Source organism: Virgibacillus sp. 6R (assembly GCF_001895305.1).
Classification (GTDB): Bacteria; Bacillota; Bacilli; order Bacillales; family Amphibacillaceae; genus Virgibacillus; species Virgibacillus pantothenticus.
This window is the reverse complement of the sequence record NZ_CP017762.1, coordinates 2,853,162-2,877,358: the sequence shown is the minus strand read 5'-3', so window position 1 is coordinate 2,877,358 and position 24,197 is coordinate 2,853,162. Positions and strand designations below refer to the sequence as shown.

Genomic DNA, 24,197 nt, shown 5'->3' with positions numbered 1-24,197 from the left:
CACCACCTTTTTGTAAATCAAATGAGAACAAACCGATTATAGAGCTTCGTATTCGTCTACCGTAGATCCAGGGATAAACTGAATGGAATAAGTCGAGCATAATTCAGCTTGTAATTTATGTAATAAAGTGTACCCGCCCTCATTATATGCAAATTCCTGTTGCGCAGCATGTGGTAATAATTGTTCTTTTTCCCAATCTATCCATTTGCCATATTGTGCACTCCAAGATTCCAATTGGTCCATTAATCCTTGAGAAATAGGTAAATCTTCTATATCTAAATTACACCGACAATGCTTACACCAAATCGGGTCCGCTCCAATATCTGCTTCTATAATTAATTCTCTCGTTTCTCCACGTTTACAACAACAATCCAAACGCAATACCTCCTAACCGACTGTATTCTACTTTAGATTATAAGTGATGAATATGTTTTTAGGAACCTTTTACAAAATTTATCAAAAATTGGATGAATTAATCATTCGCCAAACACAAAATGAATCCACCAGCACTAGCAGGAAGTAAGTTACTTTTTCATGCATACAAATCAAATCCTATTTTACAGTATAGTTACTAATTAAACACTAGTACGACAGCAATATTTATTATCTATAGATATATTTTTTAAAAACAAGCTATTGGCCTTATTATTGTATCAAATGACATCACTGTGCAGAAAACCAAATGATTAATTGTCATTTTTCTCCTGCTTATACCAAATAGTAGTAGCTAATTGATAGAACACCCTCGCTGTTCATGAAAATCAGATTTAAATTAATGGAACAAAACCATTTCTGTTTTATGGTTACGACACTCACCTTCATCTGCGTTCTTTCGCACATGTAAACAACTAGTTAACAACTTAAACCATAAGTTTCTTCCCTCATGATAAGTAATACTTTACACTTATAAGCGGAGAGGTGAATTTATGGAACCGCAAGCAAACTATTTTGGAGATAAATTGAAAAAATGTAGAGAAGAACGCGGTTGGTCGCAGGAGAAATTAGCAAATGAACTACATGTCTCACGACAGGCAGTGTACAAGTGGGAAGCAAATAAAGGTTACCCCGATATTCAAAACTTAATTCGCATTAGTGATCTGTTTGGTATAACCATAGACGAACTTATTCGAGGGGATAGAAAAATGCAGGAGACGATAAGCATTGACGAGGGAGAATTATTTGACCAACTTTCAGATCCAGGGTTTTATTTAGGCATCCTACTTATATTTATAGGTATATTCATTTTTGATGGACCTTTGACAAACACATTCTCGTTGATTGGTCTCCTTACCATCGTCTTTTTTACGGATACCGTGCAATCATTAAAAACATTATTTAAAAAGTAGTCATGCTTTATGGAAGAAGAACGAAGCGCACATTGCAACAGATGTAGCGCTTATTTTTATTCAGCATGCATACCTAAGTGAAAACGCAATTCAGATATTGCTTTTATCAATTATCTGAATTAAAATAATTAAAAGAATATTTTACCAAGAACTGTTTAACCATAATTTTCTGAGGAGTGAGATATTGAACACGAGAACAAATGTTAATTTGGATAAAATGTTACAACGGGCAAGAAGAAATACACTGGGAGATACAATTTCTCGTACTGCTGATCGAATGCCAGATAAAAATGCAATCACTTACAAATCGATAACATTAACGTATAAAGATTTGAATCATTTAGTGAACCAAACAGCACATGCATTTTTAGCACATGGGATGAAAAAAGGAGATATGATAACGGTCATGTCCAAAAACAGCTTAGATTTTGTAATTGTTAATTTCGCACTTGCTCGAATAGGAGCCGTAATGGTTCCAATTAATTATCTGTTAAGCTTAGAAGATATTGCGTATATTGTAGAACATGCAGAGGTTACTGGACTTATAGCTTCGGAAGAATATGCAAATATACTTGCCCAAGCGTCGTCAAGCATGGATATTAAATACCGATATATGATGGACACAGACAAACAATCGCTTGAAGGTTGGAAATTACTAAGTGAAATAAGAAAATCGCAACCAAAATCACTGATTGAAGTTGACATCGAAGAAGAGGACCTTTGTCACGTTTTATATACAAGTGGTACGGAATCACGACCTAAAGGTGTTATGCTTTCACATAAAAATATTGTAAGTGAGTACGTTAGTTGTGTTGTGGATGGGAAAATGGAAACGCAGGATACGATTATCCATGCTTTGCCACTTTATCACAGTGCGCAACTTCATGTGTTTTTAGGCCCGAGCATTTATGTTGGGGGTAGTGGTATTATTCTTGATGGAGCAAATCCTGAAGTTATTTTAAAAACAGTCGAAGAGAAAAAAGTGACGCAGCTTTTTTGTCCGCCAACCATTTGGATTGCGTTATTGCGTCATCCTGAGTTTGCAATACGTGATTTATCTAGTCTAAAAAAATGCTACTACGGCGCAGCAATTATGCCAAGAGAAATATTAAGAGAATTAGCAGAGCGCCTACCTAACGCAGGTTTTTGGAATTTTTACGGTCAAACAGAAGTGGCACCACTTGCCACGGTGCTAAAACCAGAGGATCAAATTCGAAAGCTCGGTTCAGCTGGAATTCCGTCATTAAATGTACAAACAAAAATTGTTGACGATAATGATCAAGAGATAGCGCGTGGTGAGGTAGGTGAAATCGTACATCGAACACCACATGCGATGAAAGGCTATTTACACGATCCAGATAAAACAGCTGAAGCATTCCGAAACGGCTGGTTTCATAGCGGCGATTTAGGTGTAATGGATGAAGAAGGCTATATAACCATAGTCGATCGTAAAAAAGATATGATTAACACAGGAGGAGTGAACGTATCAAGCCGTGAAGTAGAAGAAACCATTTATCTCTTAGAAGGCGTGTCGGAAGTCGCTGTCATTAGCATACCAGATGCTTACTGGATAGAGGCGGTAACGGCGATCATTATTCCGAAAAAAGACAGACAGCTAACAAAAGAGATGGTTAAAACATTTTGCAAAGAAAGATTGTCTACATTTAAAGTACCAAAATACATTTTATTTACAGACACACTCCCCAAAAACCCAAGTGGAAAAGTTCTTAAACGTAAGTTGCGAGATCAATATGGGGATATAAGTGTAGATTTATAAGATATTTATGATATTATACTACGGATTGAATGCGTGAATAAAGCGAATCTTCAATCCGTAGAAGTTTTCTTTCATCCACCACTGATTGTTAGTACCGTAATGGTATGACCTAAAGGCCGCTTACGAAAAAGGGCATTTAGGTACTGTGATCTCCCACTTAGACTTGCTGTAGTATGGATTCTCTAATTCTTGAAGTGGGAGTCTTACAGCACCTTATATCCGGGATAAATTACTTAGCTCTCAACAAACGGTATACAAACCAGAATAATTAAGGTTATCCACAGAGCTTAAACTCTGTAACAGATGATGCGCTTTAATTTTGAGTAGAAGCTATCACCTAGCCCCAAGAGATAGTTCATGAGACTCCCATGCGGTCTTCGGCAATGGACTAAAGATGAGGATAATCGCTTCCTCGTTGTATATTATTTCGACAAACGTTATACGTTTCGCTGCTTCCAAAGCTCCATCGGGTTTTCTTGTCCTTCACGTAAAGGCATATGAACAGGAGCTAAAGAGCGTTGTTCTTTAGGTTTTTGTAAATCTTCGTAGATCTTTTTGGAAGCTCCTAAACCTACTTCAACAGCTTCCTCGACAGAAGCACAGTAATATATCTTGCTAATTCCTGCAAAATACATCGCCGTTAAACACATCGGGCATGGCTCTCCACTTGCATACATCGTGTAGCTTGATAAATCATTTGTTTGTAATGCTTGTTGTGCTTTTCGAATAGCTAATAGCTCTGCATGACCACTTATATCATAAGTGTGATGTAATTCATTTACCCCTTCTGCTTTAATCTCTCCATCTTTCACAAGTACCGCTCCAAATGGCTGTCCGCCTTCTTTCACATTTTCCACTGCCAGCTCTACTGCACGTTCCATAAATTTATCCATGACTATTACCTCCACCAAAATAATATAACAGATAAATCATCTTATATACGTAAACTATCTTTCCCTCACTCTCTCTAAACTTGTATGTCTGTGTTTTTAACCTAAATCGATAGATAAGCGAATCATATCCGTACACGGAATTCCATTTTCAACAATGGGTTCTGAGTAATGCTTAACAAAAAAATCTTTGTCTACACCAGTTATTCTAAAACCACATTTTTGATACATAGCTAGCTGACCGATACTCGAATTTCCTGTGCCAACTTCCATGATTCTACATTTCTTTTCTTTCGCTTTCTGTATAGCATCAGCAATAAGCTTTTTTCCATACCCTTTCCCTTGTTCTTCTTCAGCTATAGCTATATTAACCAATTCAATGGTACTAGGCCTGGTTGGAAGCAAAACATAAACCCCGGCCACTTTTCCATCTATTTCGGCGATAAAACATTCACCTCTAAAAAGATATTCTTCTACTAATTCTTTTTGTGGATCTGCTTCTAATAACAATTCCAGCGGTGGGTTTTCACCTGCCTGCAACTTCCTAATTTGCATTCAATCATTCCCTCTATCCATTTCAATTTGCATACACATACTTTCTTCAAAATCACTATAACATATCTAATAATAGAAAGACATTTAATTTTCTTGTGATTTAAATCATGATAAAATGAATTTTCAATCAGTACCAATTTTCTATTATCCTCACTGATTGTTAGAGGAACGAATCAGGTAATTGATTAGTAGTTGGCTCTCAAAACATCCCCTGGTTTTCATCACAGGATTGAAGCAGGACTTTAGTGACAGCTATAAATAAAGTGAATCTGTAATAGGGGTTCTCTTTTGCCACCCCCCTGATCTAGTTAAGCCTTGCACTTATCCTCTCAGAAACCATTTCTTAAAGTAGAAGTAGAGATTTACTGCCAAGAATATGAGAATAAACTTGGCTAATGAGGAGGTTAACAGACTGATGAGACAACATATGCTTTTGGGAGCTTTACTGGTTATCGTTATTTTTTTGGTCGCATGTCAAAACAGTAACGACTTGTCTTCAGATGAACAACAAACAAATAACAAGGAGGAGATCGCTTTGAATCAATCACTCATAGAAGCAGCTGCAAAGGGAAATCAGGAAAAAGTAGAACAACTACTCCAAAACGGTGCAAATATTGACGCAACCAATGATCAAGGCACTACAGCTGTACTCGCCGCTACATACAACAACGAAGTGGAGACAGTAAAATTGCTCATTGAAGAAGGCGCCGACATTAACAAACAGGATGATCGTTCGGACAATGTCCTGCTTTACGCCGGAGCAGAAGGCTTGCTAGATATTTTAAAATTAGCTTTAGAAGCTGGAGCTGACACAACACTTACCAATCGTTTTGGTGGAACAGCACTCATACCCGCTGCTGAACGGGGGCATGTAGATGTAGTAAAGGAATTACTCACCAACTCAGACACCGACGTAAACCATATTAATAATCTGCATTGGACAGCATTGATGGAAGCAATTGTGCTTAGTGATGGTGGCGAAAAGCATCAACAGATTGTCCAATTACTTCTTGAACATGGTGCAGATTTTTCGATTACGGATAAGGAAGGGGTTACCCCATTAGAGCATGCCAAAGATCGCGGATTTGATAAAATAATTAAGTTATTGGAGAAGGCAAAGGCTTAAAGTAAAGCTTCCATCAGTGGGGTTATTTTATCCACCACTGTGTGTTAGTCCCGCCTGAGTATGACCTAAATACCTTTGAACAGTCGGGTGTTTGGCTTACAATTGGTGTTCCCATCCCTCACCATGATGTTAATCCCATAGGGGGGGTGGAGCTTTACTGCTAGTTTTATGGGATAAGTAATTTGCTTTGGTAGGGCAAATCTGGCTGTGGGCTTCTCATACATTAAGAAGTCCGCAGCCAAACTAATTCATTACCCTTCCTTAGTTTCAAATCCCTCAACGACTAATTTCCCAATCATTTTTCCTGATTCTACAGTAGCGTGCGCTTTACGTAACGTTGCCGCATTAATCGGAGATAGCTTTTCTTGCAGCGTAGTTTTTAGTACACGTTGATCTAACAATTCGCTTACTTTATTTAATAAAAGATGTTGGTTAATCATATCTGGTGTTGTGTATAATGAACGTGTAAACATAAATTCCCAAACGAAAGTGGCGCTTTTACTTTTTAATACATTTAAATCAAGCGGTTGTTCATTTTTCACAATGGAACATACTTTTCCTTGAGGTTTAATTACTTCACCCATAGCTTCCCAATGCTGATCCGTATTATTTAAGCAAAGAATATAGTCTACCTCATGCAACTGCTTTTCTGTTAATTGTGCTTTCAAAGCCTCATGATGATTGATGACATGATCAGCACCGAGTTGTTTAACCCAATTTACCGTTTCTGGACGAGAAGCAGTAGCAATGACTTCCAAACCAGCCCACTTAGCAAGTTGGATCGCAATCGAACCTACTCCCCCAGCGCCACCAATGATCAGAATGCTTTGTAAATTGTTTTTCTGGCTATTCTCAGGGTTAATTGCTAATCTTTCAAATAACGCTTCCCAAGCAGTTATGGTCGTTAGCGGCATCGCAGCAGCTTCTGCAAAGGATAATGTTTTTGGTTTTTTTCCTACAATCCGTTCATCTACCAGGTGATATTCACTATAAGTACCTGATCTGTTAATGGCACCAGCATAGTAAACTTCATCACCTACCTGTAATAATTCACAGTCTTCTCCTACTTCTACAACCACTCCGCTAGCGTCCCAGCCTAATACTTTAGGCGTTTCTTCTTTCTTTTCTTTTGGTGCACGCACTTTTACATCCACCGGGTTAATAGAAATGGCATTTATTTTAATTAACAAATCTTTACCCTTTGCTGTTGGTTTAGTTGCTTCAAAATCAAATAGACTATCTTCCTGCTCAATTGGTAAATACTCTAACAATCCGATTGCTTTCATTCGTATCATCTCCTTTAATTTATTTGTTCCTATTATAAAAACAAACACAAAATAATGTAAGAAGGCACATTTATGTTGTATAGTAACATTAGTGTTACCTATATTGTTACTTCTAATATGGGAGTATTACGGTATCACGATCCCCGGGAACCGCATACCTGCAATTATCTAAAACTAAAACAGGCGGTGGATAGATGAGAAACAGAAAAAGCGGATACGGCTGCCCTGAAGGCTGTCCGGTAGAATCAACTTTAGATGTTATCGGCGGGAAATGGAAAGGCGTTATCTTGTATCATTTGCTAGATGACAAAAAGCGCTTCAACGAGTTACGTCGCTTAATTCCTGGTATAACCCAACGTATGCTATCTTTACAATTAAGCGAACTGGAACAAGATGGTATTATTTGCCGTAAAGTATATCCAGAAGTCCCTCCAAGAGTCGAATACTCGATGACTGAATTTGGAATGACTTTAGAACCCATTATTACGCAAATGAAAGAATGGGGAGACAAATATAAAGCTAGAATGTTCGAGAATAAGTAAAAGAGTCAATAATGTTTTTTCTTATTCTTTTACTTACATTAAAACACAAGCTCATTACGTTTTCAGCAAAATATACAATGAAGAGGCGTCCTGTATCTCAGTATTTCACATGCCAACACCGAATCAGTTTTTAACTAGGAACAAAGGCGCAAGCGCCCGTTTAGCAACGTAGCGAACGGAACGAATCAACTAAAGATTTAGGAATCATGCCACTAAAAACAGGGGTATGCCGTCGTCGGGAGGCAAGCCCGTTTTTAGTCGGCCTTCCTCTTTACGACGTTATCGTAGGGCGCATTTCTAAAGTCGCATCGTTGCCGGGCTCATGAGCCGGACGTGGCTAGTCAGTTATTATGTTATTCCCAAGCATCTCTTTACACTTTTGTATCTACTAGCAAAAAAGAGAGCAGTATGCTCCCTTTCTTTTTTTGTGCCTCACCGTTTTAGAAATCCTTATAACCTTAAAGATTTCGTTTGTTGCACCATTTCAATTTCTATACCTTGCTCCATTTTCCGAGCGCTGAGGGACGTAAAAAGAGCACAAATACCAACCGAAACGACTACCAATAATATAATCCCTAACAAAGTTACCAGTACCGGACTAGCCTCTTTCCATACTAATACTGTATGAACGAAACTTGCAGCTAGACCAAACACGCCACTACTGTCGCTTGCAACCTCTTGAGCCAACTCTTTTGCTTCTGTAGGAATAAGTAGCAAAACATATGGAATAAGTGCTAAAAGCAGATACACATACGAAGCGATAAATAAAAGTAATGCCGATCCAAATTTCAGCCTATTTTGCGGATTTTCCGGATTATATTTCGCTCCAATGGTTCCAAACCACAGACCTATCCCGCTAATACCAATAGTCATAACAGCTTTCATAGCAATCCCAGCAATAAATTGAAGCACTGTCCAGCCTAAGAACAGACCAACAATAATCTCAATAACCGTTAACACGACAAAAGGAATGAGCCAGCTAATCCAAAGTTTTCCAAGTGCTATTTCTTTTCCGGACAATGGAAGAATACGCAAAATCCAAAGGTTATTTGCTTCCCGAGCAACCGAAGAACAAGCAATCTGCCCATTAAACATGGCATAAATCAGCAGAAAGATAACTTGCGCTACGGGCCATGTCACTTCATGGGGACCACGTAAATCGCTCAAACTGCCGCCTCCATTTATCACTCCCGTAAAGATATATCCGACAAAAAAGAAAAGTAACGGTAGAAAAACTAGCCACTCTCTCATATCACGCTTCATCACCAACCATTCTTTCTTACCAATCGCAATAACGGGATGATTTGGTTCGGCCTTGGACACTTTTTCAGAAGTTTTCTTCTTTCTTTTTCCTCCCCCTTCACTTAGCTTAACCCAACCCGTTCGGAAACCCTTTTCCACAAATATGGACGCAAATAAAACAGATATAATTGCTAATGTAACCATCATAGTTAACGGTAGAATAAAACCAAAAGACCCCGTACTTGCTTCGGAGATAGCTTTGCTAGCCCAAGTTAGCGGCACCCATTCTGGAAAAAGAGGAAGCCCAGTTAAAATCATTTCCGTTAAAGAACGTTCAGCCATCATATCTGGAAGCATAATTAATAAATATACAAATACACCAGAAAGAACACTCATAACAGTCATAAATTCATTTGCCCGGCTAGCTGGAATGATTTGAATAAGCAATAAGTTAAACAAGTAAGCAATCGACAATCCAATCACCATCACCGCTAGCAAAACAAGGAAAAAAACAGGATAGTACAACATATGCACACCGACCGTTGCTCCGTATGTGAACATCGGAACAATAACGATAATAAAAAATATTAGGGGTATACCTGCAAAGCTCTGAATATATTTCGTCCAAAAAATATATTTCGTCGGAATAGGCATCGTAAATAATAAATTCAAATCCGTTGCTGAGTAAAGTTGTTTAAATACTTGCGGCAACCCAAACAAAATAAGAAATCCGATTACTGCTAGCATACCGTATGCTAATACACCTTCAAAAATGTAAACCGATAGAGACCCGCTAATTGCAACAATACCATTCGTAATCCAGATTAAAAAGAATCCAATTAAGAGAAACGTGATGAGATACCCAACGTACGACTTGCTAGACTGGGATTTAAATGTATTGATAAAGATCTTCCATTGATTAGCAAGCAAGACTTTCATCATTGGCTGTCACCTTGATTCGTTAATCCTTGAATGATTTCCTGATGGTCTTCGCCACCTGTTAACTCTAAGAAAATATCTTCCAAACTCTTATCTGCATATTCGCCTCGACTTCTTAATTCTTCCAACGTTCCTAAAGCAATAATGTCTCCTTCAAAAATAATCCCCACACGATCACACATTTGCTCAGCAATTTCCAAAATATGTGTTGATAAAAAGGCTGTCATCCCATTATCACAAAGCTCACGTAATAAATTCTTTAATGTTCTGGCACTTTTCGGATCCAGGCCTACTGTCGGCTCATCTAAAAACAGCACATCTGGACGATGTACTAGAGCGCCACAAATGGCAATTTTCTGCTTCATCCCATGAGAATAACTTTCAATTAAATCATGAGCCCGATTCGTTAACCCGAACATATCCAAAAGCTTCCTCGCTTCTTCTTGAAAGACGTCCTTGGGGATGCGATAAACGGAAGCGATAAATTCAAGATAATCCCAACCGGTTAGCTTCGGATAAATATTCGGCTGATCTGGCACATAAGCAATATGCTTTTTTGCCTCAATCGGATTTTTCCATATATCAATACCAGTAATGGCAGCAGTTCCACTGGAAGGTTCTAACAATCCAGTTAGCATTTTAATCGTCGTCGTCTTCCCAGCACCATTAGGTCCAAGGAATCCAAAAAGCTCTCCTTTCTTCACTTCAAGTGTAATATCTTTAACAGCCTTGTGCCGACGATACGATTTTTCTAAGTTGGTTAGCCTTATTGCTTCCATTGTCTCACCTTTCATGTTTAAAAGTTATTATTATTATAACAAACATCCAGATACAGGTATATTCTCAGAATACGCCATAATCGCAATATGGATTAGAGACATTATTTTTAAGAAGGCATATATAAACTTGTTCGCAATTATAACTGAGTACTCACTCTTGCCTCTTACTTACTGCTTATCTGCTCATAACCGCCTACTTTCTTTGTATCAACCCTCAAGTCTCCCATCACTTTACTCCCTAAACTGAAATTACTTTCATGAAAACGCATAAAAAAGATACTTTATACAGAATAACCTGTAGATATATACAATATAATGCAGCCTCCATATAATAAAAGTATAGCTATATGTCTTTCTTATTGTATCTAGATACATGGGCAACAATTAGAGAAAGAATTAATAAGTATACTGCCTTACAACTTCAATATTTACCAATACAAACTTAGAAAGGTGAGCTACCATGTCTAAAAAGAAAATTGTTGGTGTTACAGCTTGTTCTGCTGGAATAGCACATACGTATATGGCCGCAGAATCTTTAGAAAAAGCTGGGGGTGCCAAAGGATATGAAATTAAAGTGGAAACACAAGGTTCCATCGGTGTCGAAAACAAACTTACCCCTCAAGAAATTGAGGAAGCGGACGTAGTAATCTTAGCTGTTGAGATTAATATAGATATGTCCCGTTTTGTAGGCAAACGTGTGTTAAGAGTACGGGCAGCCGAAGCGATTAAAAATCCAGAGGCTTTAATTGAAAAGGCTTTAAATCAAGCAACGAGTTACGGAGAAAAAGGAACGAAGGCTGGCATAGCCAAAATGGGTAAAACTGAAGAAGGTGGCTTCTTCCAGCATATTATGGCAGGTATTTCCTACATGATCCCAATGGTTATCGCGTCAGGACTTATTTTAGCTATTGCCAATGTATACGCATTCCAAAAGGATGAAGCAGGAAGAATTGTCAACTGGGGGTTTGATACTTCGACATTCATGGGAGATTTAATGTCCAACTTGTTCAGTGTTGGACAAGTTGGTTTTCTATTGATGATCCCATTATTTGCTGGATTTGTTGCTAACTCCATAGCTGGAAAACCAGCTATTGCCGCTGCCATGATTGGAACATATATTGCCAACGATGCAGAAATGCTTGGCGCAGAAGCTGGTGGAGGGTTCCTAGCTGCTATTCTTGTAGCCTTCGCCGCTGGCTATTTAGTAAAAATTCTTAAAAAGATTCCTTATCCTAAAATGATCCAACCTATTGTACCCATTATGATACTTCCATTAGTAAGTACATTAATTATATCTATTTTTGTTCTATATGTGATTGGCACTCCAATGGCTTCGATGATGGACTTTTTATATGAAGGGTTAACGACGCTAAATGAAAATTATGCCGCTGCTCCAGTTATTGTTGGTGTTATTATCGGAGCAATGGTCGGATTTGACCTTGGTGGACCAATTAACAAGACAGCACTTGTTTTTGGAACAGCGGTCTTTACTGACACCGTTGCTAAATACGGAATTGAAGGCGCCAATTTTGTACCACAAACAGCTACCCAGGCTGCTATTTCGGTTGCCCCGCTTGGCATTTGGCTTGCTTCCATATTATTTAAAAAGAAATTTTCACCAACCGAAAAAGTATCTGCTCACAGCGCCTTTGGAATGGGTATGGTTGGTGTAACGGAAGGTGCAATACCTTTTGCTGCACAAGACCCCATTCGAATGATCCCTGCCTTTGTTGCTGGATCAGCAGTTGCTGGAGGGCTTGCAGCGGAATTAGGCGCAAAATTCTATGGTGGAATTGGCTCCCCGCTCGGCACATTTATTGGTTATATTGAACAGCCTATACCATTTGTTACATGGATATTTAGTGTCATGACAGGAGTTCTCGTAACAGCTATTATTATTGGATTTACAAAGAAAAAGGTGGAATAAATCATGGTTACATCTATTTTAGATATGCAACATATTACTTTTCAAACTTCGGCAAAGACAAAAGACGAAGCGTTACAATTCATTGCAGACTTTGCTAAGGAGCAGGGCATTGTTAAATCCGCTAAGGCTTATTATAAAGGTCTTAAAAAACGCGAGGAAGAGGTTACAACTGGGTTTAAAAACTCCATTGCTATTCCTCACTGTAAGCATAGAACAGTTAAAAAACCTGGGCTTATATTAGTTAAATTCAAAAACCCAATCGATTGGGAATCCATGGATAATCAACCTGTTCATATTACGTTTGCACTTGCAATTCCTGAAGGGAAGAACCAAGAACATTTAACATTACTCAGTACTATTTCTCGAGCATTAATTGATGAAGCATTTACTAAAAAAATCCTAGAAGCTTCCACCACTGAAGAAATGTTTACCGTTATTAAGAATAAATTACTTACTCAAGGCAATTAACAGATTAGGGTGTTGTTGAAATGAAAACTAAAATTCATGTTATCGCTCATACCCATTGGGACTATGAGTGGTATTTTACAAGTAATGAATCATTTATACAGCTTTGTTATCACGTAGATGAAGTAATAAAAGCTTTACAAGAGGGAGTCCTCGACTACTACATGCTGGATGGACAAATGAGCATTGTCGAAGATTATTTGGAAGTGCAGCCAGATAAAAGAGAAACATTAAATTCCCTTATTACAACAGGAAAATTAAAAGTTGGTCCTTGGTACACACAATCAGATCAAATGATCATTCGTGGTGAGTCGCTTGTTCGTAACTTGCAACTCGGATTAGAATCAGGGGATGCATTAGGAGGGGCAGATCGTTTAGGGTATGTACCAGATGCGTTCGGGCAATCCATTGATATGCCGAAAATCTTTTCCCAGATGGGCATTGATAAAGCTGTTTTTTGGCGAGGATTATCATCCGATCAATTGAGTCAAAGAGAATTCCTTTGGCAATCGGAGGATGGTTCCAGACTGTTAACCTACAATATAAAAGATGGTTATTTCGTGGGTGTGCAGCTAATTGAAGTAGACTATACGAAACCATTATTGGATCAAATTAAGCAAGATAGCACATCCTCTCATATTGCGCTACCAGTTGGTGGCGATCAACGCTATGTCGATTTCAATTTAAAAGAACGGATTGCGTATTATAATGATCAGCTTACAGATGAGCAATTAGTGGAAAGTAACTACGATCAGTTGTTTGCACAAATTAATGAAGAAGCTAAAACTTTACCAATTGTGCAGGGAGAATTATTGAATGCAGAAGTTTCCAAAATTCATCGCTCCATTTACTCATCTCGCTACGATCATAAATATTTAAACGATAAAATAGAACGCCGACTGATTTACCAAATTGAACCATTAATGACGTTAGCAGATCAGCTAGGGCTACCTTATAAGCAAGAACTAGTAGATAAAATTTGGAAATTGACGTTACGTAATCATGCTCATGACAGTGCAGGGGGATGTAATAGTGATAAAACGAACCAAGCTATTTTACAACGGTTCATTGAGGCTGATCAACTGTCCTATTCTGTAGTAGATTACTTAACAAGAAAAATTAGCGAATCAAGAAAAAATCTAAAAGAAAATCAAATTACTGTCTTTAACACGTTGCTAATAGAAAGAGAGCAAGTTATTGGCATTACATTATCGCTACCACAAACTGCTTTTACGATTTACCATGAAGGGAAAAAGGTCGCTTTTGACATAAAAAAAATAACCAAGCATTCGAATGCACCTATTCGAAAAAACATTCATCCTTCTCCAGAGTCATATTATTACGAAATTGAAATTGCTTTGCCTTTAAAGCTACAACCACTGGGTTATGAAGTACTAGATATTAAATTAAACGAAGATAGTATAGAAACAACCTCTGCTTCTAAGCAACTAGAGGAAAACGGAAATACGATTGAAAATGAGTACTATCAAGTGTGTTTCAAAAATGGGAGTATTCGAGTTCTTGATAAAGAAAGCAACATCCTTTACCCTGATTTCTTAATCGTGGAGGATGCAGGAGATGACGGTGACAACTACGACTACTCACCACCAGCAAACGATTGGAAATTGCAATTTAAATTTGATACAGCTAACGTTTCTATCGTCCAAGGAAATTGGAAAAGCTCATTAAAATTAAACGGCTGCTTTATTATTCCGAAAAACCAATATGAACGAGAGCAAGGAAAGGCTACTGCATCAATTCCCTACTGCTGCACACTTAAGTTAGAAGCTCATAAACAAGCAGTGGATGTTCATTTAGAAATAAATAACCAAGCAATGGATCACCGCATGCGACTACTTGTAAATAGCGGAGTAAAAACGGAGCACAGTATAGCTGACACACCTTTTGGAACTATTTCTCGTCCTGTTGTCGACCCTAACTTAAAAGATTGGAAGGAAAAGAACTGGAAAGAAGAACCAACAGGCCTTTATCCTATGCTCAGTTTTATCAACTTACATGACCAACAAAAAAGTATTACCGCTTTTACAAAGGGTATCAAAGAATATGAAGTCATCGGATCCAAAGATAAGATAATTGCGCTTACCTTATTCCGTGCGGTAGGCTATCTCGGTAAGCCTGATCTCGGGCGACGTCCAGGTGTTGCTTCCGGTAATCAATTCAAATATATTAAAACACCAGATAGCCAATTGCAAAAAACATTAACGTTTAAATGCTCCATTCAGATTAAACACACATTTAACGCAGCACGTGCATTCTGTAAATATCAAAAACACGCCATATCTTTTCCCTATTATCAACAACAAAACGTGAACCAATTTACTAATACGTTAAAATATTTTGTAATGCATCCACTGCCATTCCAAGTTCCAGAAACATATTCTTTTGTTGATGCTACAAAAGTAAAACAAGTCGTGTTTAGTTCATGTAAGAAAGCACGTAATAGAAAAGGGGTGATCATACGCTTTTTCAATCCAGTTGAGCAGGCTATCCAAGATGGTGGTGAGCTAATTTGCCAAGAAGATATTCACTTTTGGCAGTTTACCACGATGGAAGAGACGATTGATGAACAACATTTCCAAAGCAGCCAAACGATTCCCTTAGGTAGATTTAAACCAAAAGAAATTAAAACGATTTATATAGAATTTAAGCACCCATAAAGGAACAAAGGCGCAGGGCGCCCGTTTGCAACGTAGCGAATGGAACGAATCAATTAAAGATAAAGGAATCATGCCACTAAAAACAGGGGTATGCCGACGTCTGGGCGGCAAGCACCCGTTTTTAGTCGGCCTTCCTCTTAGCGACGAACCGATGAGGCCTTATCGTAAGGCGCACTTCTAAAGTCGCATCGTTCTGGGCGATAGATCCGGGCGTGACCATTCGGTTATTTCGTTATCCACAAGCACCTAATTTTAGCCTATACAATAAAAAAATGTATTCAGAGTTAGGGTTCTTTCCCCTCAGGATACACCTTTTTAAACCTAAAAATACGTATGATAAGGTGAATCTTCAATCAGTAGGGGGTTTTCATTCATACCCCACTACTGATTGTTAGTACCGTAACGCTATGACCTAAATACCTCTTCCGAAATAGGAGATTTAGATGCTGCTATCTTCCACTTAGACTTGTTGCGCAGTACAGATTACCCAACTCCTGAAGTGGGAATCTTACAGCATCTTATATACGGGATAAATGAGTATAAAACAAGGTTAAGCTAGTTGTAGTTTTAAAAAAAATATTTTCACCTATACTTTTCTTGCCCTTGAAAAGCTCGTCATTAATCATTTTCCCGCAATGCTTATCAAGAAAAAGGAAATCAACATGTCCCCTATTTTCTCTGAGCTAATACAGTCTGTATAAGTAGCGGAAATGGGGAAACCTCCACCTGCCTAAGTTGGAATAAAAGCATCCCCATTCTACAGATAGGTTGGAGATGGATATTCTGGCTAGTCTACTGGCCAATAGAGTATATTATACTAAAGTAAACTTCATTCAATAGGAGGTTTCTTCACCTATTGAGTGTTGGTTCACTGGGCATATTTAGGTGCTGTATTTTCCTGTTAAACTTCTTTTGTAGTGGTTTTAAATTCTAAACAGGGAATCTCTAATGGCACATTACGTGCGAAGTGAAATAATTATTAGGTCTAAATAAGTGGGTGATACAGTTGATAAACACAGATTTATTTTTATTAATTGAGAGTTCCAGATTGAAATTTACAGTAGTAGATGAACAAATTGCCGCTTATTTCTTAGAAGGAAACCCTCCTCTCAAGCAATCATCTATTGCACATAAAATAAATGTCTCTACTGCTTCTATAACAAGATTTTGCCAGAAAATTGGCTTTGAAAACTATAAGGAATTTATCTTCGCTTATCGAAATACTTTAGAAGAGCTTACCATCGATAAAAACAATGTTACTCATAACCTTAAGTTCCGGTATAAGGAGCTTATTAATAACATCGATGAAAATTTAGATATTCAAGATATTCAAACCGTTTGTGAATATATTTATAGGCATAAAATCATCCATGTTTATGGATTAGGGTTAAGCGCAATCGCGGGAGCAGACTTTAAATTTCGTTTCACAAGAATTGGAAAGTTTGTCGAAGTTGTCCAAGACCATAATTCGATTGAAATGGTATCCTCCCTGCTAAATGAGGATAATTTAGTCATTTGCTTGTCATTACGCGCTAGAAATCAATATGTGTTAGACTCGCTGCGCCAGCTTCAGCAGCAAGGAACATCTATTATCATGATTACTTCAAACCAATCGCCAGAAATTAGAAAGCTAGCAAATGTTACTTTACTGACCTCCAGTTTAAAAAACACGAATGAAGTTGGCCAAATCTCTGTACAGATTCCGCTTCTTATTATAATTGATATGATTTATTCCCAGTATATTAGCATGTACAGAGAAAATATAAGCAAATGGATCCACACAGAACATGCTTATTTACAAGGTCATAATATGTAATGCAAGCGACTGTAAAGTGAATCTTCACTCAGTGGAGGTTTTCATTCATCGCCGACTGATAGTTAGTACCGTAATAGTAGGACCTAAAGTCCTCTTTTGAAATAGGGATTTAGGTGCTGTTATCCCCCACCGAGACTTGTTGCTGTACAGATTATCCAACTCCTGAAGTGAGAGACTTACAGCACCTTATATATGGGATAAGAAAAACCTAAATTATCAAGAAAAGCTATCATTCATAAAGGAAAATTTTAAATAGTAGCTGTAAAACAAATATAGTTATAGACAGTGAAAGTTATAAGCTGTTTTTAACTAATCCCAAAATTCGGGGGAATGCTTTGCATCTTTTTCATCAGTACCAATTCTTTGCTGATTAAGCATTATGAAGCAAGCGGCTAATAAACCCACAGAGCCAATATTTTAATAGCTTAAAGAAAAGGGGGTATACAATGACACAGTATCTCGCATTTGATTTTGGAGGCACATTTATAAAATACGCGTTAGTAGATGAAGAGGCAAACATTTCTTTTGAAAATAAGATCCCTACTCCCAAAAGTTTACAAGACTTGATGAATTTTATCCAACAAACTGTCCACCAAATAAAGCTAAAAGAAGTCATTCAGGGACTAGCGATTAGTTGTCCAGGAACAATTACAGCTACTGGAGATGTACAAGGTACCAGCGCCATCCCATATTTACACGACCTTGCCTTAAAGGAAACACTTCAAGAGGCAACCGGCGAACAGGTTGCAATAGAAAACGATGCCAATTGTGCAGCTCTTGCTGAACTATGGAAGGGCGGTGCGGCCGGCCTTCAAGATGTATTAGTCATTGTCATAGGCACAGGTATTGGCGGTGCCGTTATTTCAAACGGTGCACTATATCGAGGTGCCCATCTGTATGGTGGAGAGTTCGGCTATTCTATTTTGTATGCAGACCCAGAAACAAAGGATATCAACCATTGGAGTCACATGGGTTCTACTTCTGCAATAATAAGAAAAGTAGCTAAACAAAAAGGAGTACCAGCAAATCAGCTTTCTGGTGAACAAATTTTTGCAATGGCTGAAGATGGAGATGCGATATGCCAGCAGGCTATTGACGAATTTTATTTCATACTAGCTACAGGCATATATAATTTACAACACATCTATGACCCAGAAATCATTTTAATTGGTGGTGGAATCAGTACACGACCTGATTTTATGTCTACATTATCTACCAACATACATGAGATCCAACAAATGATGAAAATAGGTAACCCGCACGGAAAAGTAGCCACTTGTACTTTTTTACAACGGGCAAATCTTATTGGTGCAACATATCATTTTATTCAAACCAATCACTAAAGAGAAGGTGGTAACTATGTCACAATACAGATTTCCAAACGACTTTTGGTGGGGAAGTGCCGCTTCGGCTACCCAAACAGAAGGTGCTGCAGCAATTGGAGGAAAGGGTAAAAACATTTGGGATTATTGGTACGAGCAAGAACCGAATCGCTTTTTCCAGCAAATAGGTCCAGCTAAAGCATCCCGTTTTTATGAAAAGTATAAAGAAGACATCGCATTAATGAAACAATTAGGGCATAATTCCTTTCGCTTATCCATTTCCTGGTCGCGACTCATCCCTAATGGCACTGGAAACGTCAACCAAGAAGCTGTAGCATTTTATCATCAAGTACTGGATGAGCTTCATAAAATGGGAATCGAACCGTTTGTAAATCTATATCATTTCGATATGCCACTAGCATTACAACAAATAGGTGGCTGGGAAAACCGAGAAGTTGTCGATGCTTTCCAGGCGTATGCACGTGCTTGTTTTCAATTATTTGGTCCAAAAGTCAGCAAATGGTTCACGCAAAACGAACCAATTGTACCTGTGGAAGCAGGTTATCTATACGATATGCACTATCCCAATATCATAGATTTTAAACGAGCTGTCCAAGTAGGATATCACTCTATTCTGGCTAGCGCTAAAGCGATTCAAGCCTATAAAGAAGAAAGACAACAAGGGAAAATAGGTATTATCTTAAATGTTACACCGTCCTATCCAAGAAGTAACCATCCCGCCGACGTAAAAGCTGGAAAGATTGCGGATTTACTATTCAACCGCTCTTTTTTAGATGTTTCTGTTAAAGGTTATTTTCCTGAAGAACTAGTGCTATTACTTGATGAACACGATCTTTTACCATCTACAAGAGCAGAAGATGAAGCAACCTTCTCGCATAATACGATAGATCTATTAGGGGTAAATTATTATCAGCCCCGTCGAGTAAAAGCAAAAGAAAGTGTCCCTCATCCAGATACACCTTTCATGCCAGAGCATTTTTTTGACGCCTATGAAATGCCTGGAAGAAAAATGAATCCATACCGTGGATGGGAAATATATGAAAAAGGAATCTATGATATTTTAATGAATTTGAAAAACAACTATGGCAATATCGAATGCTTTATCTCTGAAAATGGAATGGGAGTCGAGAACGAGGATCGATTTAAAGACGAATCCGGGGTTATTCAAGATGATTATCGAATTACCTTTTACAAAGATCACTTAAAATGGGTGCACAAGGCTTTAGCAGAAGGCGTAAATGTAAAAGGTTATCACGTCTGGACGTTTATGGATAACTGGTCCTGGATGAATGCATATAAAAATAGATATGGATTAGTAGCCGTTGATTTAAATAATAACGCAAAACGTTCTATTAAGAAAAGTGGCTGGTGGTTTCGAGATGTTGCTACTTGCCAAGGATTTTCCGATGAATAAACAATATCAACTTTCACTTCAGCCGTGAGGATCTCCTCACGGCTTACTTCATTGAAATATACCAAAAGATAAAGTGAATGTTCAATCAGTGGAGGTTCCTTCATCTCCCACGGATTGTTAGTACCATAATAGTATGACCTAAAGGCCTCTAAACGAATCGTGCATTTAGGTGCTGTTATCTCCCACTGTTGTAGTATGGATTCGCCAATTCTTGAGTTAGGAGTCTTACTGCACCTTATATGCGGGATAAATAATTGCAATTCAACAGTAAATGGCTACTTACAGATTATTAATTCACCCCTAGCCTGCAACGTTTTAATCCTCCGCTGCTTTACTTTGGGATTAAAATGATGCGAATTACCTTTAGTCGGCCTTCCTCTTAGCAACGAACCGTTGAGGCCTTATGTAGGGAGTGCATTTCTAAAGTCGCACCATTGCTGGGCTCATGCGCCGGACGCACAACCACCTCATTTTATACTTTTGTATGAAAAAAACGCTATTTTACCATTATAAAAGTTATTTATTTTAGGTAGAATTTCAATAATCTAAACATTATATAGCAAAATTTATCATCATAGATGGTGGCTCGCGCTCTAGGCGAGCCATGGTGGTTTCTTAGCTTTGAACAAATCTAGTGAAACTATCGTTTTCCTAACCCTACTATGCATTGAATGTTACAATACAACTAGATGCATCTATTAGTTATAAAGTCAATAGGTTAACCTTCTAGTATAATTGTGAAATATCGAGCAATAATAAGGAAATAAACATTTCTATCACTGATAACTAACTTTTTTCGGTTTTTTTGTCGATTTTTGAGCTTTTTTGTTGAATCAATTTTCCAATATGCTATATTAAAAATGTAAGTGGAAATATTTAGCAGATTTCAAAACTTTTCTGCCAATTACAAAAATATAATTCTTTAAGGGGATAGGAAAATGACGAAACAGAGCCAATTTTCAATGCCGTCTATTAATCTATTTGGCCAAGGGAGTATTCAAGAAACTGGTTCACGCTTAAAAGATGTAAATGCCAAGAAAGCGCTTTTAGTGACAGATGATGGTCTATTTAAATTAGGAATTGCAGACAAAATTGCTAGTATTATTAAAGCAGCTGGATTGGAAGTAGAAATTTATCCAAAAGCAGAGCCAAACCCTACTGACAAAAACGTTGCTGATGGTGTGGAAGCTTTTAAAGCAGCAAATTGCGATTCCCTCGTATCTCTTGGAGGTGGATCTTCTCATGATGCTGCAAAAGGAATTGGGCTAGTTGTATCAAACGGAGGAACGATTCACGATTATGAAGGGGTAGATAAGTCTGAAAATCCGTTAGTACCTTTAATTGCCATTAACACAACTGCTGGAACAGCAAGTGAAATGACGAAGTTTACGATTATTACAGACGTAAAACGTCATGTAAAAATGGCAATTATTGATAAGCACGTTACGCCATTAGTATCGATCAACGACCCAGAATTAATGGTTGGACTACCGCCAGCTCTAACTGCTGCTACTGGATTAGATGCTTTAACGCATGCTGTTGAAGCATATGTATCAACTGCAGCAACGCCAATGACAGATTCAGCTGCTGAAAAAGTTTTTGAACTTATTCCTGAATATTTACCACGTGCATTCGCAAACGGACAAGATATGGAAGCACGTGAAAAAATGGTTTATGCTCAATTCTTAGCTGGAATGGCATTCAACAATGCTTCTCTAGGATACGTTCATGCAATTGCTCACCAAATGGGTGGATTCTATAACTTGCCACACGGCGTATGTAACGCGATTCTTTTACCACATGTATGCCGTTACAACCTAGTAGGTCGTGAAGATCGCTTTGCTAAGATGGCAGCATATTTAGGTGAGAGTGTAGAAGGCTTGAGCACACGTGAAGCAGCTGAAAAGGCAATTGCTGCTATCGAACGCCTTGCTAAAGATTTAAACATTCCAACAGGCTTTAAAGAGCTTGGAGCAAAAGAAGAAGACATTCCTACGCTTGCAGAAAACGCAATGAAGGATGCTACTGCTGCAACAAACCCTAGAAAGCCAAAGGTGGAAGAAGTTCAAGCAATCATTCGCCAAGCAATGTAAATCTTTCTGTGTATAGAATAAATACCACCCGTGCGCACGGGTGGTTTTCTCTGCGGCTGGTCTCTGTTATTGACCAACCCCTAAAGGACGACTGAACAGTTCGCCACATGTACTACTTCTACTGTCCAGACCTTAAACTTACTCACTTATGTCGTTTCCTCTTTATTTCTTACCTGTAAATGGATCAATATATTACATCATGCTTCATTGTTCTGCGACTACAGCATCTTGGATCTCGTATATATTCTTCTATCTTTTCCTTAATCCACATAAAATCCTGTACACCAAAATTCTCTATTCCCGTATCGATATTTTAAATTGGCATGACGATCAAATATCATCAAGCTAATTTTCCCCTTTAGATAGTCCACGAAAGAAGACACGTCCATTTCGGGAAAGTATACCAACTAACATGTGTATGTGATCTTTACATGCCGTAGATTCTATTATTTCTACACTTTTCTCTATTCGGTTACTTCGTTATCCCAAAGCACCTATCTTATCTTACAAAAAAAGCGACTTCAAATTCAGAAATTAAATTTTAATCGCCTTTTTTATACGAATACTAGTCCTTTAAAAAGTCATTAGATTTTCAGTGATCTCGCCTCCATGAGAAGGGTTTTGAGCACGCTACTAGTGCAGTGCTCATGTATCTATTAATCTGTGTTCCTTGAACTTCTTATCCCTATTACCTCCTTTTGAACACGCAGTTAACTGATTTTATCTTGCAATTGAATCTCATGTTTTACATTTAATTTCCCTGACCAACTCAAATATGTCCAGATCCGCATTATCTTTTCAAATGGACCAGACCGAAATCTTTTTATATAATAAAAGCTTAACACCATTTGTATAGCAAAAACTACAATTGATAATCCAACGCCTGTAATTACGCCGAGTTTACCAAATAACCCTAGACCATACCCGTAAAATATACTTACACATACGATCGTTTGTAATAAATAGTTACTTAACGAAAGCTTACCAACTGCTTCAAACCCTTTCACCACTATATCATGCGATTTACGGTGAAACAGTAGAGAGAATGCAAAAATATATCCAAAGGCAAGCACTGGCCCTCCTAAACTAAAACATAAACTGGTCATTCCCTCTCCATCGATTATTAGTGATAATGACTTTAGCACTATACCACTCAAGATAAACAAAATCGCTAACCTTCTCCAACGCTTTTGGTATCTATCCAGATTTATGAACCATCTTCGGTTAGCGGCATACATACCAAACAAAAACATAGGTAGCAATAGGAAAGGTGTAATCAGTAAGGTTGCTGCTAGTTCCTCTTCAGTAAACATTTCAAAGAGAGGATCTTCACTGCTAAATGCTAAAATATCCGCATAGCTACCATTTTGATAAACCGTTTTTGACTTTGCTATATAATCTTCCATAGCCGAGGTGTCTTCTGTAGATAGGTCTACTTCTTTACCCCCATAACTTAAAAATGTAGTTATAAATAATAGAGCTATTGCCCAGATTAGAATGGTTTTCGTTCTTCGCTTTAGAAATAGGAGCAGGATAAATCCTATAATCCCATAGATCAATAAAATATCCCCTTCCCATAAATAGGCACCATGAAAATAACCTATAATCGAAAGCAGGAGAAAACGCCTTGCTAAATAACGCTTAACAGGCAAATGCTTCTCTTCTAATTTCTCTTTCATCTTCATCATGCCGTAACCAAACAAGAAAGCAAAAATTGGCATAAAACTAGTCTCTATAAATATTTCAATTAAATGATGCGTGATATCATCAAACTTTGAAACAGAAAAGTACTCTAATTCATCCTTTCCATACATTCCATATTGAAAAATTAACATATTCGCGATTAATATGCCTAGTAAACTAAAACCACGTAATTGATCGACAACTGTTATTCTTTTTTTATTCATCTGCCTTCCTCCACATTGTGAATATAACTATTTAATATCATACAATCCCATTCTTACGAAGATAATTAATAC

The 24,197-nt window shown here is 37.8% G+C and carries 18 protein-coding genes and 1 pseudogene; 11 read left to right on the top strand and 8 right to left on the bottom strand.

What is annotated here, in order from left to right:
• Nucleotides 1-36: 36 nt before the first annotated feature.
• Nucleotides 37-375: a hypothetical protein gene (locus tag BKP57_RS13095; protein ID WP_050349859.1), complete on the bottom strand. Its 339-nt coding sequence runs from the start codon at nucleotides 373-375 to the stop codon at nucleotides 37-39.
• A gap of 551 nt (nucleotides 376-926) precedes the next feature.
• Between BKP57_RS13095 and BKP57_RS13090 the strand changes: the two genes are divergently transcribed.
• A complete protein-coding gene (locus BKP57_RS13090) occupies nucleotides 927-1,346 on the top strand; it encodes a helix-turn-helix domain-containing protein (RefSeq protein ID WP_050349858.1) in 420 nt (139 codons plus the stop codon).
• 217 nt (nucleotides 1,347-1,563) lie between these two features.
• Nucleotides 1,564-3,123, top strand: a complete 1,560-nt coding sequence (locus BKP57_RS13085; protein ID WP_072742434.1) for a fatty acyl-CoA synthetase — start codon at nucleotides 1,564-1,566, stop codon at nucleotides 3,121-3,123.
• Between the two features lie 437 nt (nucleotides 3,124-3,560).
• Here the strand turns inward: BKP57_RS13085 and BKP57_RS13080 are convergent, their stop codons facing one another.
• Nucleotides 3,561-4,016, bottom strand: coding sequence for a nucleoside deaminase (locus BKP57_RS13080; RefSeq protein ID WP_050349857.1), 456 nt, complete (start codon nucleotides 4,014-4,016; stop codon nucleotides 3,561-3,563).
• A gap of 96 nt (nucleotides 4,017-4,112) precedes the next feature.
• Nucleotides 4,113-4,568: a GNAT family N-acetyltransferase gene (locus BKP57_RS13075; RefSeq protein ID WP_050349856.1), complete on the bottom strand. Its 456-nt coding sequence runs from the start codon at nucleotides 4,566-4,568 to the stop codon at nucleotides 4,113-4,115.
• A 415-nt stretch (nucleotides 4,569-4,983) separates the two neighbouring features.
• On the opposite strand from BKP57_RS13075, the gene BKP57_RS13070 reads away from it, so the two are divergent.
• Entirely contained in the window at nucleotides 4,984-5,694 is a 711-nt protein-coding gene (locus BKP57_RS13070; RefSeq protein WP_232231165.1) for an ankyrin repeat domain-containing protein, read from the top strand.
• Between the two features lie 251 nt (nucleotides 5,695-5,945).
• On the opposite strand, the gene BKP57_RS13065 is transcribed toward BKP57_RS13070, so the two are convergent.
• Nucleotides 5,946-6,980 carry a zinc-binding alcohol dehydrogenase family protein gene (locus tag BKP57_RS13065; protein ID WP_072741657.1) on the bottom strand — a complete coding sequence of 345 codons (1,035 nt, stop codon included), beginning with the start codon at nucleotides 6,978-6,980 and terminating at the stop codon, nucleotides 5,946-5,948.
• A gap of 194 nt (nucleotides 6,981-7,174) precedes the next feature.
• On the opposite strand from BKP57_RS13065, the gene BKP57_RS13060 reads away from it, so the two are divergent.
• Entirely contained in the window at nucleotides 7,175-7,522 is a 348-nt protein-coding gene (locus BKP57_RS13060) for a winged helix-turn-helix transcriptional regulator (protein WP_072741656.1), read from the top strand.
• A gap of 450 nt (nucleotides 7,523-7,972) precedes the next feature.
• On the opposite strand, the gene BKP57_RS13055 is transcribed toward BKP57_RS13060, so the two are convergent.
• Nucleotides 7,973-9,706 carry a putative ABC transporter permease subunit gene (locus BKP57_RS13055; RefSeq protein ID WP_072741655.1) on the bottom strand — a complete coding sequence of 578 codons (1,734 nt, stop codon included), beginning with the start codon at nucleotides 9,704-9,706 and terminating at the stop codon, nucleotides 7,973-7,975.
• The gene (locus BKP57_RS13050; RefSeq protein WP_072741654.1) at nucleotides 9,703-10,482 is read right to left on the bottom strand and encodes an ABC transporter ATP-binding protein; all 780 of its coding nucleotides are present in this window, start codon (nucleotides 10,480-10,482) and stop codon (nucleotides 9,703-9,705) included. Before BKP57_RS13050 ends, BKP57_RS13055 begins: the two co-directional genes overlap by 4 nt.
• A gap of 460 nt (nucleotides 10,483-10,942) precedes the next feature.
• On the opposite strand from BKP57_RS13050, the gene BKP57_RS13045 reads away from it, so the two are divergent.
• From BKP57_RS13045 to BKP57_RS13015, 7 genes are all read left to right on the top strand, one after another.
• Nucleotides 10,943-12,409, top strand: coding sequence for a PTS fructose transporter subunit IIC (locus BKP57_RS13045; RefSeq protein ID WP_072741653.1), 1,467 nt, complete (start codon nucleotides 10,943-10,945; stop codon nucleotides 12,407-12,409).
• Nucleotides 12,410-12,412: 3 nt separating this feature from the next.
• Entirely contained in the window at nucleotides 12,413-12,877 is a 465-nt protein-coding gene (locus BKP57_RS13040) for a PTS sugar transporter subunit IIA (protein WP_050349850.1), read from the top strand.
• Between the two features lie 20 nt (nucleotides 12,878-12,897).
• Complete coding sequence (locus BKP57_RS13035; RefSeq protein ID WP_050349849.1) at nucleotides 12,898-15,552, top strand: glycoside hydrolase family 38 N-terminal domain-containing protein; 2,655 nt, start codon at nucleotides 12,898-12,900, stop codon at nucleotides 15,550-15,552.
• Between the two features lie 1,006 nt (nucleotides 15,553-16,558).
• A complete protein-coding gene (locus BKP57_RS13030) occupies nucleotides 16,559-17,368 on the top strand; it encodes a MurR/RpiR family transcriptional regulator (RefSeq protein WP_050349848.1) in 810 nt (269 codons plus the stop codon).
• A 446-nt stretch (nucleotides 17,369-17,814) separates the two neighbouring features.
• Nucleotides 17,815-18,711 (top strand): ROK family protein, encoded by an 897-nt coding sequence (locus BKP57_RS13025; protein WP_050349847.1) that lies wholly within the window; start codon nucleotides 17,815-17,817, stop codon nucleotides 18,709-18,711.
• A gap of 7 nt (nucleotides 18,712-18,718) precedes the next feature.
• Nucleotides 18,719-20,125 (top strand): glycoside hydrolase family 1 protein, encoded by a 1,407-nt coding sequence (locus tag BKP57_RS13020; RefSeq protein WP_373688045.1) that lies wholly within the window; start codon nucleotides 18,719-18,721, stop codon nucleotides 20,123-20,125.
• Between the two features lie 938 nt (nucleotides 20,126-21,063).
• Entirely contained in the window at nucleotides 21,064-22,218 is a 1,155-nt protein-coding gene (locus BKP57_RS13015; RefSeq protein WP_050349845.1) for an iron-containing alcohol dehydrogenase, read from the top strand.
• 263 nt (nucleotides 22,219-22,481) lie between these two features.
• Here BKP57_RS13015 and tnpA read toward each other — a convergent pair.
• Both tnpA and BKP57_RS13005 read right to left on the bottom strand, forming a co-directional pair.
• Nucleotides 22,482-22,680, bottom strand: a pseudogene (gene tnpA, locus BKP57_RS13010) (IS200/IS605 family transposase); the annotation flags it as partial.
• 248 nt (nucleotides 22,681-22,928) lie between these two features.
• A complete protein-coding gene (locus BKP57_RS13005) occupies nucleotides 22,929-24,125 on the bottom strand; it encodes a DUF418 domain-containing protein (protein WP_050349844.1) in 1,197 nt (398 codons plus the stop codon).
• Nucleotides 24,126-24,197: the final 72 nt, after the last annotated feature.